Source organism: Streptomyces sp. NBC_00554, assembly GCF_041431135.1.
Lineage (GTDB): Bacteria > Actinomycetota > Actinomycetes > Streptomycetales > Streptomycetaceae > Streptomyces.
Genome location: NZ_CP107799.1, coordinates 2750039 through 2766438, shown reverse-complemented (window position 1 = coordinate 2766438; position 16400 = coordinate 2750039). Strand labels below are relative to the sequence as shown.

The 16400-nt window shown below is 66.5% G+C and carries 13 protein-coding genes and 1 pseudogene; 10 read left to right on the top strand and 4 right to left on the bottom strand.

Annotated elements, in window-relative coordinates; all coding sequences use genetic code 11:
* Positions 1–123 precede the first annotated feature (123 nt).
* Complete coding sequence (locus OG266_RS11905) at positions 124–1188, top strand: DUF4190 domain-containing protein (protein WP_371545359.1); 1065 nt, start codon at positions 124–126, stop codon at positions 1186–1188.
* Here the strand turns inward: OG266_RS11905 and OG266_RS11900 are convergent.
* Positions 1185–1772: an NADAR family protein gene (locus OG266_RS11900; RefSeq protein ID WP_371545356.1), complete on the bottom strand. Its 588-nt coding sequence runs from the start codon at positions 1770–1772 to the stop codon at positions 1185–1187. The two genes, OG266_RS11905 and OG266_RS11900, sit on opposite strands and share 4 nt — an antisense overlap.
* Before the next feature lie 207 nt (positions 1773–1979).
* On the opposite strand from OG266_RS11900, the gene OG266_RS11895 reads away from it, so the two are divergent.
* The 8 genes from OG266_RS11895 to OG266_RS11860 all read left to right on the top strand — a co-directional run bounded on the left by OG266_RS11895 (position 1980) and on the right by OG266_RS11860 (position 11893).
* Positions 1980–3506, top strand: coding sequence for a gamma-aminobutyraldehyde dehydrogenase (locus OG266_RS11895; protein WP_371545354.1), 1527 nt, complete (start codon positions 1980–1982; stop codon positions 3504–3506).
* A 240-nt stretch (positions 3507–3746) separates the two neighbouring features.
* Positions 3747–4994: a PotD/PotF family extracellular solute-binding protein gene (locus OG266_RS11890; RefSeq protein WP_266474525.1), complete on the top strand. Its 1248-nt coding sequence runs from the start codon at positions 3747–3749 to the stop codon at positions 4992–4994.
* A gap of 5 nt (positions 4995–4999) precedes the next feature.
* Positions 5000–6151 carry an ABC transporter ATP-binding protein gene (locus OG266_RS11885; RefSeq protein ID WP_326726013.1) on the top strand — a complete coding sequence of 384 codons (1152 nt, stop codon included), beginning with the start codon at positions 5000–5002 and terminating at the stop codon, positions 6149–6151.
* Positions 6151–7077 carry an ABC transporter permease gene (locus OG266_RS11880; protein ID WP_371545351.1) on the top strand — a complete coding sequence of 309 codons (927 nt, stop codon included), beginning with the start codon at positions 6151–6153 and terminating at the stop codon, positions 7075–7077. Before OG266_RS11885 ends, OG266_RS11880 begins: the two co-directional genes overlap by 1 nt.
* Entirely contained in the window at positions 7078–7878 is an 801-nt protein-coding gene (locus tag OG266_RS11875) for an ABC transporter permease (protein WP_266474523.1), read from the top strand. It begins immediately after the preceding gene.
* A 29-nt stretch (positions 7879–7907) separates the two neighbouring features.
* Positions 7908–9326 (top strand): NAD(P)/FAD-dependent oxidoreductase, encoded by a 1419-nt coding sequence (locus OG266_RS11870; protein ID WP_371545348.1) that lies wholly within the window; start codon positions 7908–7910, stop codon positions 9324–9326.
* A 160-nt stretch (positions 9327–9486) separates the two neighbouring features.
* Positions 9487–9945, top strand: a complete 459-nt coding sequence (locus OG266_RS11865; RefSeq protein ID WP_266474521.1) for a hypothetical protein — start codon at positions 9487–9489, stop codon at positions 9943–9945.
* A 223-nt stretch (positions 9946–10168) separates the two neighbouring features.
* Positions 10169–11893: a chitinase gene (locus OG266_RS11860; protein ID WP_371552751.1), complete on the top strand. Its 1725-nt coding sequence runs from the start codon at positions 10169–10171 to the stop codon at positions 11891–11893.
* A gap of 54 nt (positions 11894–11947) precedes the next feature.
* On the opposite strand, the gene OG266_RS11855 is transcribed toward OG266_RS11860, so the two are convergent.
* Positions 11948–13711, bottom strand: coding sequence for a DUF262 domain-containing protein (locus OG266_RS11855; RefSeq protein WP_371545345.1), 1764 nt, complete (start codon positions 13709–13711; stop codon positions 11948–11950).
* A gap of 110 nt (positions 13712–13821) precedes the next feature.
* Positions 13822–14547: a phosphatase PAP2 family protein gene (locus OG266_RS11850; protein WP_371545343.1), complete on the bottom strand. Its 726-nt coding sequence runs from the start codon at positions 14545–14547 to the stop codon at positions 13822–13824.
* Here OG266_RS11850 and OG266_RS11845 point away from each other — a divergent pair.
* A complete protein-coding gene (locus OG266_RS11845) occupies positions 14546–16003 on the top strand; it encodes a recombinase family protein (protein WP_371545340.1) in 1458 nt (485 codons plus the stop codon). The two genes, OG266_RS11850 and OG266_RS11845, sit on opposite strands and share 2 nt — an antisense overlap.
* 105 nt (positions 16004–16108) lie before the next feature.
* Here the strand turns inward: OG266_RS11845 and OG266_RS11840 are convergent.
* A pseudogene (locus OG266_RS11840) lies at positions 16109–16303 on the bottom strand (phosphoesterase); the annotation flags it as partial.
* Between the last annotated feature and the right edge of the window lie 97 nt (positions 16304–16400).

The window sequence follows — 16400 nt, the reverse complement described above, 5'->3', positions numbered from 1 at the left end:
CGGTCGGCGGGACGCGGGTGATCGGCTGATCGGTGACTCAGGGATCATCGTAGGCGGGCGGCCGACGCCACCCAGGCTCGGGCCGTAGCATGACGGAACGTACGACAGAGGGGGACCCTACGCATGTCCGAGGACGCGCAGACGCCGAGAGCACCGCAGGACGCAAACGCGTGGGCTTCGCAGGGGGAGGAGACCCCGCCGTCACGGTCGGACGAGGTATCCCCTGAGGACCACGCACCGGTTTCCGCACCCGAGGACGCCGCTCCCGCCTCGTCGGTCCGTCTGAGCAAGCCGTCGGAGCCGACCCCGCCGCGCTCCGACTCGACACCGCCGCCGGACCACGCACCGGGTTCCGCCCCTGAGGACGCCGCTCCCCCCTCGTCGGTCCCGTTGAGCAAGCCGTCGGAGCCGACCCCGCCGCCGAACCACGCACCGGTTTCCGCCCCTGAGGACGCCGCGCCCGCCCCGAAGGTCCCGTTGGACAAGCCCGCCGCCGACCCGCGGCCCCAGCCAGACCCCTGGGCCTCGCCCGAGGAAACCGCATCCTCCCGTGCGAGCGGCGCCACGCACGGTCCCGCGCACGACCAGTCGACGGGCGTGCCGACCCCCGGTGGGGGCACACCCGGCACCGGCGTCCCCAACCCCCCGTCCTGGGACAACCACAACCCCTTCGCACCCCCCGCCGGCCACACCCCCTACCCCCAGCCCGCCCCCGGACAGCCCGTTCCTCCGCCGCCCATCGCCCCCGGGGGCCCGGGCCAGCCCCCGTACGGGTACGCCTACCCGGCGTACGGGCCCCAGCACGTCCCCTACCCGGGCGCCCCCGGCTATGGCGGCTGGCCCGCGATGCCGCTCCCGCCCAGCAACGGCATGGGTATAGCCGCACTGATTCTCGGTATCGCCTCGGCGGCCCTGTTCTGCATGTGGCCGCTGACCATCGTGATGGGGATCCTCGGTGTGGTCTTCGGTGTGATCGGCCGCCGCAAGGCGGGCCGGGGCCAGGCGACGAACGGGGGCCAGGCGCTGGCCGGGATCATCTGCGGAGCGGTCGGCATCGTCCTGGCCATCGCACTGGTCGTGTTCTTCGCCTTCGTCGTGGACGACTCCAGTTCCGAAACCGACTCGGGCACCGACGGCGACGGCTTCTCCACCTCACTCGTCGTGGAGCACCCGGACCAGCTCCGCTAGCGGACCGGGGTTCCGCCAGGCACCTCGGATGCCTGGCGGAGCCGCCCCCGCGCCTCCATCAGCGCGAACCCGAGCAGATTCGCCCCCCGCCACTGCTCGGGATTCCCCGCACGCTCGTCGTCCGCCGCGAGTCCGATCCCCCAGACCCGGTCCATGGGGCTGGCCTCGACCAGCACCCGCTCACCCGTGCCCAGCAGAAACTCCCGCAGCCCGGGATGCGCGGCGAACTTGTGGACGCTGCCCTCGACCACGATCCCGAACCGCTCGCGCTCCCATATGGCGTCGTCGAAGCCGCGCACGAGCCGCCCCGCCTTCTTGGCGAGCGCGGGGTTGCGCGCCTCGACAGCGAGCCGCTCCGCCTTGGCGTCCCCGAAGAGCCGCGCTTTCCGCGCCATCATCCAGTGCTCCGCCGTCGCATACACCACGCCGTCCACGGTGAACGGCGACGGCCACCACTGGCTCAGGCAGCTCGCACCCACCTGACCGTCCGCCCGCGGCCGGTGTCCCCAGAAGTGCAGGTACTTCACCCTCGCCCCGGAACGGACCTGGCTGACCAGCGCGTCCCGTGAATTGATCTTCCCCATGCACGCGAGTCTGGCATCCACCACTGACAATCCGTCCTGCCTTTTCCAAGAGGACTCGACACCTGGTCGACAGATTCCGTCGCGTAACCAAAAGGCAACAACGGAATCACTTGTTGGAGTCCCTTTGCTCTGTCAGGATCGGCACTCAAATCGAGCTGGAGCTACGCCGACCCCCGCCAGACGGGGAGGGCGGCGGAGGAGAGCGACATGCACAATCCGGGCCATCGCTTCCAGGCGCAGGACCGCTTCGCGGACGGCGCGCAGTACATCGCGGGCCGACTGACCAAGGGCACCTCCGGCCGTACGTTCGCGGTCGTCGACCCGTCCACGGGCGAGGAGGTCTACACGTACGAGCTCGCGGGCACCGCCGATGTGGACGCGGCTGTCGCGGCCGCCCGGGCGGCGTTCCCCGGCTGGTCCGGCGCCACCCCCGGTGAGCGCTCCGACGCGCTGCACCGCTTCGCCGCCGTGCTCGCCGACCGCGCCGACGAGCTCGCCCGTGCCGAGTCCCTGCAGTGCGGCAAGCCGCTCAAGCTCACCCGGGAGTTCGACGTCCCGGGGACCATCGACAACACCGCGTTCTTCGCGGGCGCGGCCCGCCACCTGCAGGGCCAGTCCGCGGGCGAGTACTCCGGCGACCACACCTCCTACGTACGCCGTGAACCCATCGGTGTCGTCGGTTCCATCGCGCCCTGGAACTACCCCCTCCAGATGGCCGCCTGGAAGATCCTCCCGGCGATCGCGGCCGGCAACACGATCGTCCTGAAGCCCGCCGAGCTCACCCCGCTCACCTCCCTCCTCTTCGCCGAGGCGGCCACGGCGGCCGGGATCCCCGACGGCGTCATCAACATCATCACGGGGGCCGGCAAGGACGCCGGTGAGCACCTCGTCGGTCACCCCGACGTGGCCATGACCTCCTTCACGGGGTCCACCGCCGTCGGCAAGCGGGTCGCGGAGATCGCCACCTCGACCGTCAAGCGGCTCCACCTGGAGCTGGGCGGCAAGGCGCCCTTCGTGGTCTTCGACGACGCGGATCTCGACGCCGCGGTCAACGGCGCGGTCGCCGGCTCGCTCATCAACACCGGTCAGGACTGCACGGCCGCCACGCGCGCGTACGTGCAAAGGCCTCTCTACGAAGCGTTCGTATCCAAAACGGCCGACCTCATGGCGAGTGTCCGCGTGGGTGACCCCTTCGCGCCGGACACCGACCTCGGCCCGCTGATCTCGCACGCTCAGCGGGACCGCGTCGCCGGATTCGTCGACCGGGCGCGCTCCTACGCGCGCGTGGTCACCGGCGGAACCGTCCCGCAGGGGGACCTCAAGAGCGGCGCCTACTACACGCCCACCCTGGTCGCAGACGCCGCTCAGGACAGCGAGATCGTGCAGTCCGAGATCTTCGGCCCTGTACTCGTCGTGCTGCCCTTCGACACCGACGACGAGGGCATCACGCTGGCCAACGACACGCCGTACGGACTCGCCGCCTCCGCCTGGAGCCGTGACGTCTACCGGGCGAACCGCGCGACCCGCGAGATCAAGGCGGGCTGCGTCTGGATCAACGACCACATTCCGATCATCAGCGAGATGCCGCACGGGGGCTACAAGGCCTCCGGATTCGGCAAGGACATGTCCGCGTACTCGTTCGAGGAGTACACACAGATCAAGCACGTCATGTTCGACAACACTGGGGTTGCCGAGAAGGACTGGCACCGCACGATCTTCGGGGACCGGAGCTGAGCAGCCTCGGGGGAGTGCAGCACGCTCCCACGCCGCCCGGCACGCACTCTCGCCGCCCCGGGCAAAGACCCAAGTACATCCAGTACGAGGGCCTTCGCCCGGCACGCCGAGAGCACGCACCGAACGACGCGGGAACGCACCACACTCCCCCGAGGCCGCTCTGCCGATTCACTTCGGCCAGCGCCGAGGCAGACCAGGCCGCGACCACGGCCGAGATCCTTCCGAAAGGGCACCAGGAGCATGGAGCAGTACGAGCCCGAACGCCTGTCCCCGGTCCAACTGGCCGCCATGCGGCGCAGTCTCAGGAACGGCAGGGCCTCCATCGGCCGACGTTCGCTGCTGCGCGCCTCGGCGGGCGGTGCGCTGACCATCGGCGGACTCGGGGCGCTCAGCGCCTGCGGGATCCCCGCGGCCGGCAAGACCCAGGGCGGCGTCTCCGCCGACGACCTCTCGGCCAAGGAGAAGACGATCAACTTCTCCAACTGGACCGAGTACATGGACGTCGACGAGAGCGAGAAGCACCACCCCACGCTGGACGCCTTCACCGAGCGCACCGGCATCACGGTCAAGTACACCGAGGACATCAACGACAACGCCGAGTTCTTCGGCAAGATCAAACCGCAGCTCGCCGCGGGCCAGGACACCGGCCGCGACATCATCGTCCTCACCGACTGGCTGGCGGGCCGGCTGATCAACCTCGGGTGGGTCCAGAAACTGGACCCGGCCAACCTGCCGCACGCCTACACCAATCTGGCGCAGCAGTTCCGCAACCCCGACTGGGACCCCGGCCGCGCCTACTCCTACCCCTGGCAGGGCATCTCGACCGTCATCGCCTACAACAAGAAGGCGCTCGACGGCATCGAGGTGAAGTCGGTCTCCGACATGCTCGACAACCCCAAGCTCAAGGGGCGCATCGGCTTCCTGACGGAGATGCGCGACAGCATCGGCATGACGCTGCTCGACATGGGCAAGGACCCGGCCAAATTCACGGACGACGACTACGACGCGGCGATCGCCCGTCTCCAGAAGGCCGTCGACAAGGGCCAGATCCGCCGCTTCACCGGCAACGACTACACGTCCGACATCACCAGCGGCAACTTCGCGGCCTGTATCGCCTGGGCCGGTGACGTCGTACAGCTCAAGGCGGACAGCCCGGACGTCGACTTCATCATCCCGGACAGCGGCTACATCACCTCGACCGACAACATGCTGATCCCCAACAAGGCGCGCCACAAGACGAACGCCGAGCGGCTCATGGACTACTACTACGAGCCCGAGCCGGCCGCCCAGCTCGCCGCCTACATCAACTACGTCTGCCCGGTCGACGGAGTGAAGCCCTATCTCGAGAAGATCGACAAGGACGCGGCGAACAACCCGCTGATCATTCCCGACCAGGCCATGGCCGCCAAGTCTCACGCCTTCCGCTTGCTCAGCAGCAAGGAAGAGACGGCCTACGAAGAGAAGTTCGCGAAGCTCACAGGGGCGTGACCATGATGACGACAGACAACAGCGGCGACGTCCGCCTCTCCGGGATCAGCAAGACGTACGGCGCCTTCACCGCCGTACACCCGCTCGACCTGACCGTTCCGCAGGGATCGTTCTTCGCCCTCCTCGGGGCATCGGGCTGCGGCAAGACCACCACCCTCCGCATGATCGCCGGCCTGGAGGAGCCCACTTCGGGAACCGTGCACCTGGGGGAGCAGGACGTGACGAACCTGCCGCCCTACAAGCGGCCGGTGAACACCGTCTTCCAGTCCTACGCCCTCTTCCCGCACCTCGACATCTTCGAGAACGTCGCCTTCGGCCTGCGCCGGCGCGGCATCAAGTCGGTGAAGAAGCAGGTCGAGGACATGCTCGAGCTCGTACAGCTCGGTGAGCAGGCCCGCAAGAAGCCCCACCAGCTCTCCGGCGGCCAGCAGCAGCGCGTCGCCGTGGCCCGCGCGCTGATCAACACCCCCAAGGTGCTGCTCCTCGACGAGCCGCTCGGCGCCCTCGACCTCAAGCTGCGCCGCCAGATGCAGCTGGAGCTCAAGCGCATCCAGACCGAGGTCGGCATCACCTTCGTGCACGTCACGCACGACCAGGAGGAGGCCATGACCATGGCCGACACCGTCGCCGTGATGAACGCGGGCCGCGTCGAACAGCTCGGCTCGCCCGCCGACCTCTACGAGAACCCGAACACCACGTTCGTCGCCAACTTCCTCGGCACCTCCAACCTCATCGAGGCCGAGGTCGACTCCAAGAGCGGCGACGAGATCGTCCTCAAGGCGGGCGGCGGCAAGCTCCTGCTGCCCGCGGCGCGATGTTCCGCGCCCACGACGACCGGCGGCAAGGTCCTGGTCGGCGTCCGCCCGGAGAAGATCTCGCTCACGCACGCCGACGACGCGGGCGACATCCCGGCGGGCCGCAACCGGATCACCGGCAAGATCGCCGACTCCAGCTTCATCGGCGTATCCACGCAGTACGTCATCGACAGCGCCGTCTGCCCGGAGTTCGAGGTCTACGCCCAGAACATCGACCGCGACTCCCGGCTCCGCCCCGGCACCGACGTCGTCCTGCACTGGAACCCGGCGCACACCTTCGGCCTGGACGCCGCGCAGGACATCGACGCGGGCGTCGAGACGGTGGACGAGGAGGCCGCCTGATGGCCACCGCCACCGAGGCGCCACCCCTGGCGCCGCAACCGGCCGCCGGCAAACCGCCCCGCAAGCGCGGCCGCCTCACCCCGTACTGGCTGCTGCTGCCCGGCATACTCTGGCTGCTGATCTTCTTCGCACTGCCGATGGTCTACCAGGCCTCCACGTCCGTGCAGACGGGCTCCCTGGAGGAGGGCTACAAGGTCACCTGGCACTTCGCGACCTACTGGGACGCGCTGGCGGACTACTGGCCGCAGTTCCTGCGCTCGGTGCTCTACGCGGGCTCCGCGACGATCCTGTGCCTGATCCTCGGCTACCCGCTCGCCTATCTGATCGCCTTCCGCGCGGGCCGCTGGCGCAATGTCGTCCTCATCCTGGTCATCGCGCCGTTCTTCACCAGCTTCCTGATCCGCACGCTCGCCTGGAAGACGATCCTCGCGGACAGCGGCCCGGTCGTCAGCACCCTCAACTCGCTGCACGTCCTGGACGTCACCAGCTGGCTCGGCATGACCTCCGGCGACCGTGTCCTGGCCACGCCTCTCGCGGTGGTCTGCGGTCTCACGTACAACTTCCTGCCGTTCATGATCCTGCCGCTCTACACCTCCCTCGAACGCATCGACGGACGCCTCCACGAGGCGGCGGGCGACCTGTACGCGAAGCCGTTCACGACCTTCAGGAAGGTCACCTTCCCGCTGTCGATGCCCGGTGTCGTCTCCGGGACGCTGCTGACCTTCATCCCGGCCAGCGGTGACTACGTGAACGCCGACCTGCTCGGCTCCACGGACACCCGGATGGTCGGAAACGTCATCCAGACCCAGTTCCTGAGGATTCTCGACTATCCGACGGCAGCGGCACTTTCCTTCATTCTCATGGCCGCGATCCTCGTCATGGTCACCCTCTACATTCGCAAGTCCGGGACGGAGGATCTGGTTTAAATGGCCTTCGTACGCTGGCTCAAGCACCATCTCGTCGTCATCGCGGGACTGGTGACACTCGGATATCTGCTCCTTCCGAACGTCATCGTCACGGTGTTCTCCTTCAACAAACCGAAGGGGCGCTTCAATTACGAGTGGCAGAACTTCTCCACGGACGCCTGGACCGACCCGTGCGGCGTCGCCGGCATGTGCGGCTCGCTCTCGCTCAGCCTCCAGATCGCCGTGTGGGCGACCCTCGGTGCCACCGTCCTCGGCACCATGATCGCCTTCGCGCTGGTCCGCTACCGCTTCCGCGCACGCGGCGCCATCAACTCGCTGATCTTCCTGCCGATGGCGATGCCCGAGGTCGTGATGGCCGCCTCACTGCTCACCCTCTTCCTCAACATGGGTGCACAGTTGGGTTTCTGGACGATCCTGATCGCCCACATCATGTTCTGCCTCAGCTTCGTCGTGACGGCCGTCAAAGCACGCGTCATGTCGATGGACCCGCGCCTGGAGCAGGCGGCACAGGACCTGTACGCCGGTCCCCTGCAGACCTTCATCCGGGTCACCCTGCCCATCGCGGCCCCCGGAATCGCCGCGGGCGCGCTGCTCGCCTTCGCGCTCTCCTTCGACGATTTCATCATCACCAATTTCAACGCGGGATCGACCGTCACCTTCCCCATGTTCGTCTGGGGCTCCGCGCAGCGCGGAACACCCGTTCAGATCAATGTCATCGGTACGGCCATGTTCATCGTCGCCGTACTGTTCGTCCTGGCCGGAATGGTGATCGGCAACCGCCGCAACAAGCAAAAGGCGTAATCGCAAGATTCCTGTAGGGAGTTGAAATCATGGCCCCAAGCGCCATGACCCGCTGGACCAAGTCTCTTTCCGACGCACAGCCGGTGTCCTACTGGCTGGACGACCCGGGCAAACCCCACCCCGAACCCGCCCTCACCACCACCGAGACCTGCGACCTGCTCGTCGTCGGCGGCGGCTACAGCGGACTGTGGACCGCGCTCCTCGCCAAGGAGCGCGACCCGCGGCGCGAGGTGGTCCTGGTGGAAGGCCGTGAGGTGGGCTGGGCCGCCTCCGGCCGCAACGGCGGCTTCTGCGCCGCGTCCCTCACCCACGGTCTGGCCAACGGTCTCACCCGCTGGCCGGACGAGATCAGGAAGCTGGAGGAACTGGGCGCCCGCAACCTCGACGAGATCGAGGCGGCCGTCGCCCGCTACTCCATCGACTGCGACTTCGAGCGCAGCGGCGAGATCGACGTCGCGACCGAGCCGCACCAGGCGGCCGAACTGCGCGAGTGGCACGAGGAGTTGCGGCGCGAGGGCCTCGCGGACGGCACCGAGTTCCTGGACGCCGACGCGGTACGGGAACAAGTCGACTCACCGACATTCCTGGCCGGCCTCCACGACCGCCGGGGCGTCGCCATGCTCCACCCCGCCAAGCTCGCCTGGGGCCTCAAGCGCGCCTGCGTGGAGCTCGGCGTCCGCGTGTACGAGCACACACCCGCGCTCGCCCTGAAGCCGTACGGCGCGGGCATGGCCGTACGCACCCCGTACGGCTCGGTCCGCGCCCGTCGCGTGGCGCTCGGCACGAACATCTTCCCGAACCTGGTCAAGCGGGTGCGCGCGTACACGGTCCCCGTCTACGACTACGCGATGATGACCGAGCCGCTGACCACCGACCAGTTGGCGTCCATCGGCTGGAAGAACCGCCAGGGCCTCGGTGATTCGGCGAACCAGTTCCACTACTTCCGGCTGTCAGCCGACAACCGGATCCTGTGGGGCGGTTACGACGCGATCTACCCGTACGGCGGCCGGATGCGCGCCGAGTACGACGACCGCCCGGAGACGTACGCCAAGCTCGCGGGCCACTTCTTCACCTGCTTCCCGCAGTTGGAGGGCGTCCGCTTCACGCACGCCTGGGGCGGCGCGATCGACACCTGCTCGCGCTTCTCGGCCTTCTTCGGCACGGCACACCAGGGCAAGGTCGCGTACGCGGCGGGCTACACCGGGCTCGGTGTGGGCGCCACCCGGTTCGGCGCGGACGTGATGCTCGACCTGCTCGCGGGGGAGCGTACGGAACGCACCGAGCTGGAGATGGTCCGCAGGAAGCCGCTGCCGTTCCCGCCCGAGCCCTTCGCCTGGACGGGCATCGCGCTCACCAAGTGGTCACTGGCGCGGGCGGATTCGCACGGCGGGCGGCGCAATCTGTGGCTGAAGACCATGGACAGGCTGGGGCTCGGCTTCGACAGCTGAGGGGTGCCCGGCGCCCCACGGATCCACGGCGTACGCCCAGCTCAGCCACTGTGACCCGGCTCACTATCAACAATTATTCAGAACCCGCGTAATGCCCGGCCCGAACCTCCCTCTCTCCTGTGACGCGACCAGCGTCGACACGAGAAAGGGAGGTTCCGCCATGACAGGGGCTAAGACGGCGGTCGACTGGCTGGCATCCGTAGCTCCGGATCCCGAGGCCTGCCGCTGGGAATGGGAACGCAATCCACTGGGGATCGCGCTGCTGCCGGCGGGCAAGGCCTGGGACGTACTCATCCTGCCGGGCGAACTCGGCTACCCCACACTCGACGTGCTGACCCGGGTGATCGACCAACTGGGTCCCGTGCTCGTCGATTTCGGGGACGCCCGGATGGGTTTCTTCGTGCCCGCGGGCACCGCGGCCCGCTGGCTCGGCACGGGGGTGCGCACAGCGGGCCGCGGTACGTGGATCGTGGTGCCGTATCCGGGAAGGACGACCGGCGGCGGAGTCCGCTGGCTGATCCCCCCGGACGGTTCCGGCACGCTCACCGACCCGGCACTGCTCGAACTGGCCATGCACGAGGCGGCGGCGGGTATCGCCGGAAACGAGGGCGGCCGATAGCCGTGACGGGGCCGGACCCCGGTAGCTGGCGCAGAACCCGACAAGAGGTCCTGAGGTTCCTGAGGTCTTGACAACAGGATTGGTCTGGACCAAATTGGGCGCGCTCCACCCTCCAATTCCCCCATGCCCGGAGGCAGTCGTGGATCGCACCCGACGCAACAGATCAGTCACGCGTCACAGACTTCTCGCCGTGTGCACGGCCACCGTCCTGGCCGTTCCCGGCATGACCGCGCTCTCGTCGGCCGCCCGTGCGGCCGACGCGGACCTCGCCAGGAACGGCGGCTTCGAGTCGGGCCTGGACAACTGGACCTGCACAGCGGGCGCCACCGTCAACTCACCCGTACGGAGCGGCAGTTCCGCGCTGCAGGCGACCCCGGCCGGCAGCGACTACGCGCAGTGCTCCCAGGCGGTCACCGTCCAGCCCAACTCCCAGTACACGCTCGCCGGTTACGTCCGCGGCAGCTACGTCTACCTCGGCGCGAGCGGCACCGGCACCACCGACGTCTCCACCTGGACCCAGTCCGCGCCCGCCTGGCAGCAGCTCACCACGAGCTTCCGCACCGGCCCGTCCACCACCAGGGTCACGATCTACACGCACGGCTGGTACGGCACTGGTGCCTACAACGTCGACGACATCTCCCTCATCGGACCAGCCGTCGACCCGGGCCAGCCCCCGGCCGCACCCACCGGCCTGACGGCCGGCGCGGTCACCTCGTCGAGTGTCGCCCTGTCCTGGTCCCCGGTGACCGGCGCCACCGGATACGCCGTCTACCGAAACGGAGTGAAGGTCCAGACGGCGACCGGGACTTCGACCACGGTCAGCGGACTCACGGCCTCGACGGCGTACTCCTTCCAGGTCGCGGCGGTGAACGACGCGGGCGAGTCGCCGAAGTCGGCGACGGTGACCGCGACGACGAGCGCCGGCGGCGGAGGCTCGACCGGACACGCCCTCGTCGGCTACCTCCACGCGAGCTTTGCGAACGGCGCCGGCTACACCCGCATGGCCGACGTCCCCGACAGCTGGGACATCATCGACCTGGCCTTCGGCGAACCCACCTCCACCACCTCCGGCGACATCCGCTTCAACCGCTGCCCGGTCACCGAGTGCCCGACCGTGGAGAGCGACGCCGAGTTCAAGGCGGCCATCAAGGCCAAGCAGGCGGCCGGCAAGAAGGTCGTGATCTCCATCGGCGGCCAGAACGGCCAGGTACAGCTGACGACGACGGCCGCACGCGACGCCTTCGTCACCTCCGTGTCGAAGATCATCGACACCTACGGGCTGGACGGCCTGGACATCGACTTCGAGGGCCACTCACTCTCGCTGGACGCGAGCGACACCAACTTCAAGAGCCCGACCACACCAGTGATCGTGAACCTCATCTCGGCCCTGAAGACCCTCAAGGCCAAGTACGGCGCCGGCTTCGTGCTGACGATGGCCCCGGAGACCTTCTTCGTCCAGCTCGGCTACCAGTACTACGGCACCGGCCCATGGGGCGGCCAGGACCCGCGCGCCGGCGCGTACCTCCCCGTCATCTACGCGATGCGCGACGACCTGACGGTCCTGCACGTCCAGGACTACAACTCCGGCTCGATCATGGGCCTCGACAACCAGTACCACTCCATGGGCGGCGCCGACTTCCACATCGCCATGACCGACATGCTCCTCACGGGCTTCCCGGTCGCCGGAAACGCGAGCAACGTCTTCCCGGCCCTGCGCCCCGACCAGATAGCCATCGGCATGCCGGCATCGACGAACGCCGGCAACGGCTACGTCTCGCCGACGGAGGTCAACAAGGCCCTCGACTGCCTCACCAAGAAGACCAACTGCGGCACGTACACCACCCACGGCACCTGGCCGGGCCTCCGCGGCCTGATGACGTGGTCGATCAACTGGGACCGCTACTCGAGCTGGGAGTTCCAGAAGAACTTCGACGGCTACTTCGGCTGAGAGCGCGGTCTGCCGGGTTGCCTGAGTGAATGGATCTTGGGCAACCCGCGAGGACTATCGATTGAACCGCTTTGCCGCGGACAGAGCCTCGGAGGTGGTCATCTTCCGTAGACCATCCCCGTCCCGGATGTAATATTCGCCGTCAAAGCCGGATAGATCTCTCTGGGCAGGTATACGTGCCACCACGTAAGAGCGTCCAGAGTACGAGATTGTATCGATGTTGGCCAGAATATCTCCCTTTAGCGGCTCCTCTATTGGTGAGGACTGGACCGCACGAATGATGTGGCGAACATAGGCAGCCATGTCGATGGCGAGCACCTTGCATTCTCGGTCGATACCGAATAGTACCTGGCGTGCGAGTCGTATCGGGGAAACCGCGTCGAGTTGCTCGATACGCTTAGCGGCGGCGTCATTGTCCGCCACGCCGAAGATTATGTAGCCATCCGCCTCTGGCCCCGTATTTGCGATGGCTGACATAATTCTAGGTAGTTTCTTGAGGAGATCATTGTTGATTGTTCGCTTTTCGTCAAGGGAGACAATTCCCTGCTTGAACTCATACCTGGCACTCTCGATTGGTGCCCGCCTGATCAGGTTTGGGAACTCAATCTCCATTGCTGGGCCGTGCGTTAACGTGCCTCGCGGCGAGTTGGTGAAGAATTTCTCAACCAAGCCTCGCACGACGTCTATGTTTGCTTGTCGCTGAGCTTCTGTAGTTGTGTTTCTGCTCGGAGTGAGTTTAGCGGTCACCTTGGATATTGCGGTGAAAGCCCCGCGAGGGTCAGAGAGCTGCATTGCTCTTCTGATCATTAGATCGAAGAACGCCATGAATACTGCATAGAATGGCGTCTTGGCTGCACTCCATCCGCTGGAGCTGACGTGTGACCTGAAGGCTCCGACCACGCCCGGCTTCGTGGAATCCACCATGGTCTTCATGGCGCCCAGTACAACCTTTACGTCTTCGGCCAGTTTGTCGGTGCCGTATGTTGCGAGATCTGCGGTCAGCGACTTACTCTCGGTTGTTTCCAGATCAAAGTATTTATCTAGCACGTCGGAGCTGACGCTGAATGTATTGCCGCGCACTGCGGAAATGCAGATATCTGCCAGAAGTTGTTCGTCTTCGCTCTGCTGAAGCTGTTTTGTGCTCAGAATTCCGAGACTACACCAGAAGGTTTCCTCCGCAGTGATTCCGTACCCTAAACGCTCGCGGGCTGAGTCGATGGAGACAACCGGCATCTTCGTCAAGGGGAGAACATCGGGTGAACCATCGTATCGAAACTCGGAAGCTAGGCGCCTGATGAGCCGGACGAACTCGCTCACGACTCCGGCCTGCCGCTTTTCCTGCGCACTCAACTGGCGCCCTCCGGAATTTATTCTCCGGAATACCTCAGTAACCTGGGTTTCTTCTTTTGAGCTGAAGATCGTGACAGCGAGTTGGTAGTCGAGGAGGTCTGCGCACTGGGACGCCTTGATTAGTGATGGCTTTCCCGGCTCGCGGACAAAGGCTCCAGAGTCCGCAAGCTGTCGAGCTCTTGAGAACTCGGAAAGGTCAAAGAATTGCGAGGCGAAACTGCCGTTGATGATGCCGTAGCGCTGCTCGATGAAGCCGAATATGGCATCCAAGCGCTGCATTCCATCAATTATCTCGTACGTTTGGTCGGAAGTTTCCGCGAGAAGAAAAAGGGGGATCGGGAATCCGCGAAGAATACTGTCGATTAGGTGCGCCTTTTCGTCAACCCCCCATACCAATTTTCTCTGATAGTTTCGATTTACCGCAAGCTTTTCGCTGCGGTAGAGGTTGTATGCTTCCTGGATCGACATTCCGCGGGGTGTGATTGACATGATTCCTCGCGATTCAGCGGTTGGGGATTCGAGTAATTATTTTCTCGTGCTTTCGGTGGGTAATAATAAAAATGAGTGATTTTGTTCGTTTATGTTTGAGTGAGGTGCTCAACTGTCGGGGACGGTCGCGTGAATTGGCTGCTGCTTCGGTTGAGGAACATGGCTAGCCCCGTCAGTAGTGCTCCACAAAGACACCAGCTCGCCACCACGTCCAGTGGCCAGTGGAAGCCGCGCCTGAGCAGGCCGAAGGCCACCGCGAGATTGAGGACGATGCAGGTGATGATCAGTACGCGGCGTGCGCCGCTGCTGCGCAGCCAGGGCAGCATGACCAGGGTCGCGGCGCCGTACGCGATGGCGGCGGTCGCCGTGTGACCCGAGGGATAGAAGCCCGTGCCCGGGCCCATGACCGGTGGGCCCGGCCGGGCAACAAGTTCTTTCATCGGCACGATCAGTGCAGGTACGGCCGCCATCAATACTGCCGCGGCGACGGAGGGCAGCCACCAGCGATCGCTGCTGGCTTGCCGGGCGCGCCGGGCGACGTACGCGAGCACGACGGCGAGGACGGGAACGGCGACCGCGAGGCCGCCGAGGTCGGCGAGGAGTTCGTAGATCCGGGCCGGGTGTACGAGATGGCCACTGAGGCGTTCGTCCGCGCGAGCGAGGGGGCCGTGGGCCGCGACCTGCCAGGTGATCAGCGCGAGAAGGAGGGCCGGGAGGCCGAAGAGGAGGGAGAAGCTCGGCCACCCCGGAACAGGGGGGGTAATGTCTTGCTGGGTAGGCAAGTTCTTGAGGTGCCGGTCCGGGGAGTTAGACATGGGAACCAGCCTGACAGCAGCGGCCCGACTGATTGCACGTGAGTACCTGCGCGTCTCGGTCAAGGGCGACCGCTCCATCCCGGAGCAGCACGACGAGAACGTGAAAGCGGCCGCCCGCGAGGAGATCTTGCTGGGTACCCCGTATCAGGACAGGGGCAGTGCCTCGCGGTACGCCACCAGAGCCCGCGACGACTTCAACCGGCTGCTGGACGATCTGAGAAGCGATCAGTTCGACGCTGATCTCCTGTGGCTCTGGGAGTCGTCGCGCGGCTCCCGCAGGGTGGGGGAATGGGTCACGCTCATCGAGCTGTGTGAGGATCGGGCGGTACGGATCTACGTCACGACCCATGGTCGGATGTACGACCCGTCCAACCCGCGCGACCGCCGCTCCCTGCTGGAAGACGCAGTGGACAGTGAGTACGAATCGTCCAAGATCAGCAGCCGCACGCTTCGCGGGCTCGATGCCAACGCCCGCGACGGAAAGCCCCACGGGATCTGTCCGTTCGGGTACCAGCGGGACTACGAGATCGTCGACGGCAGGAGCCAGCCGGTCCGCCAGTACGCCCACCCCGTCGAAGGCCCGCTGATCGTCTCCCTGTTCACGCGGGTGAGGGCCGGTCATGCCTTCAACGCCATCGCGCAGGACTGGAGAGAACTTGGGGTCGTCGGCCGCAGGGGTAAGCCGATTTCGGCCGCGACCATGCGAGACCTGGCGCTGAACGTCGCGTACATCGGTCTGCGATCGGTCAAGGGTGTCAACGTCGAGGCCTCGTGGGACCGGCTGGTGAGCGACGAGTTGTTCTATGCAGTGCAAGGGATCCTGTCCGACCCGTCCCGGGTCAGGGGCCGTCCCGGCGCCACACAGTACGAACTCACGGGCGCGGTCACCTGCGGTGAGTGTTCCGGTCCGATCACTGTCCGGTACCGCGACGGACGAGACGGGCCCGCCGCGTACGTGTGCAAGCGGGGCCACTTCCGCATCGACAAGGAAGAGGTCGACGCGGTCGTGATCGGCAGTGCCAAGAACCCGGGAGTGATCCTTCGGTACCTCGCACGCCCCGACGCCTACCGAGACGTCACCGCCGACGCGTCCGGGGGCGCGGCTGCGCAGGTCCGGGACGAACTCGCCAAGGCTCGCGCCGAACTCAGGGAAACCGAGGAGGCGGAGCCGGAATCGATGGCCGAGGAGCGCCGGTTCGCCCGTCGGGCCGAGCGGCTGGAGGACAAGATCCGTGGGCTGGAAGCCAAGGCTCGGGATCTGGCCGCGCCCACGGCGCTCGGCGCGCTGTTCGAGCCGGGAGGTGATGTCGCCGCGCGCTGGGCTGCGGCGCACGTATCCGTACGGCGAGCCATCGCGGGTCTGCTGCTCACGCCGGAGTTGATCGGCGCGGTCACCATCACGCGGGCCGCGGCCACCGTTCCGGCGGCGGACCGGCTGAACTGGCGCCGGGATTGAAGTGTGTAGAAAGCAGAAGGACCCGGAAACAGGGGGGGTAGTTTCCGGGCCCTTCTACGGCGGTCCGCTCCGGTTACCTCGCGCTACCTACTTTGAGGTAGTGCAGGTAGTTCCGATACGGCCGTCCGGATCGGATCGTCGCGCGCCCCGGGGGGTTTGGGGCGGGCGACTGTCCGATCGGTGAGGAGATCCGGAGCCGGAAGCTCCGGGTGTGTGCGCGAGGGCACGACCAGGGCGAAGCTGGGGAGGCCTCGACCCGGTGTCACCCACAGTCCCCTGTGGGCGGGGTGTATCTCTCATCTGGGTAGAACCTACGACAGGGGATGCGGGTCCGACAGACGGAATCGCGTCCCGTCATGCACCTCGCACACGTTCTTCACACGGCCTGACGCCCGCC

Excerpts from the sequence above, each read along its gene's own strand:
- OG266_RS11900 (WP_371545356.1), bottom strand. The coding sequence starts at position 1,772 with ATGGGGAAGATCAATTCACGGGACGCGCTGGTCAGCCAGGTCCGTTCC.
- OG266_RS11870 (WP_371545348.1), top strand. The coding sequence starts at position 7,908 with ATGGCCCCAAGCGCCATGACCCGCTGGACCAAGTCTCTTTCCGACGCA.
- OG266_RS11885 (WP_326726013.1), top strand. The coding sequence starts at position 5,000 with ATGACGACAGACAACAGCGGCGACGTCCGCCTCTCCGGGATCAGCAAG.
- OG266_RS11880 (WP_371545351.1), top strand. The coding sequence starts at position 6,151 with ATGGCCACCGCCACCGAGGCGCCACCCCTGGCGCCGCAACCGGCCGCC.
- OG266_RS11865 (WP_266474521.1), top strand. The coding sequence starts at position 9,487 with ATGACAGGGGCTAAGACGGCGGTCGACTGGCTGGCATCCGTAGCTCCG.
- OG266_RS11860 (WP_371552751.1), top strand. The coding sequence starts at position 10,169 with ATGACCGCGCTCTCGTCGGCCGCCCGTGCGGCCGACGCGGACCTCGCC.
- OG266_RS11905 (WP_371545359.1), top strand. The coding sequence starts at position 124 with ATGTCCGAGGACGCGCAGACGCCGAGAGCACCGCAGGACGCAAACGCG.
- OG266_RS11855 (WP_371545345.1), bottom strand. The coding sequence starts at position 13,711 with ATGTCGATCCAGGAAGCATACAACCTCTACCGCAGCGAAAAGCTTGCG.
- OG266_RS11895 (WP_371545354.1), top strand. The coding sequence starts at position 1,980 with ATGCACAATCCGGGCCATCGCTTCCAGGCGCAGGACCGCTTCGCGGAC.
- OG266_RS11845 (WP_371545340.1), top strand. The coding sequence starts at position 14,546 with ATGGGAACCAGCCTGACAGCAGCGGCCCGACTGATTGCACGTGAGTAC.
- OG266_RS11850 (WP_371545343.1), bottom strand. The coding sequence starts at position 14,547 with ATGTCTAACTCCCCGGACCGGCACCTCAAGAACTTGCCTACCCAGCAA.
- OG266_RS11890 (WP_266474525.1), top strand. The coding sequence starts at position 3,747 with ATGGAGCAGTACGAGCCCGAACGCCTGTCCCCGGTCCAACTGGCCGCC.
- OG266_RS11875 (WP_266474523.1), top strand. The coding sequence starts at position 7,078 with ATGGCCTTCGTACGCTGGCTCAAGCACCATCTCGTCGTCATCGCGGGA.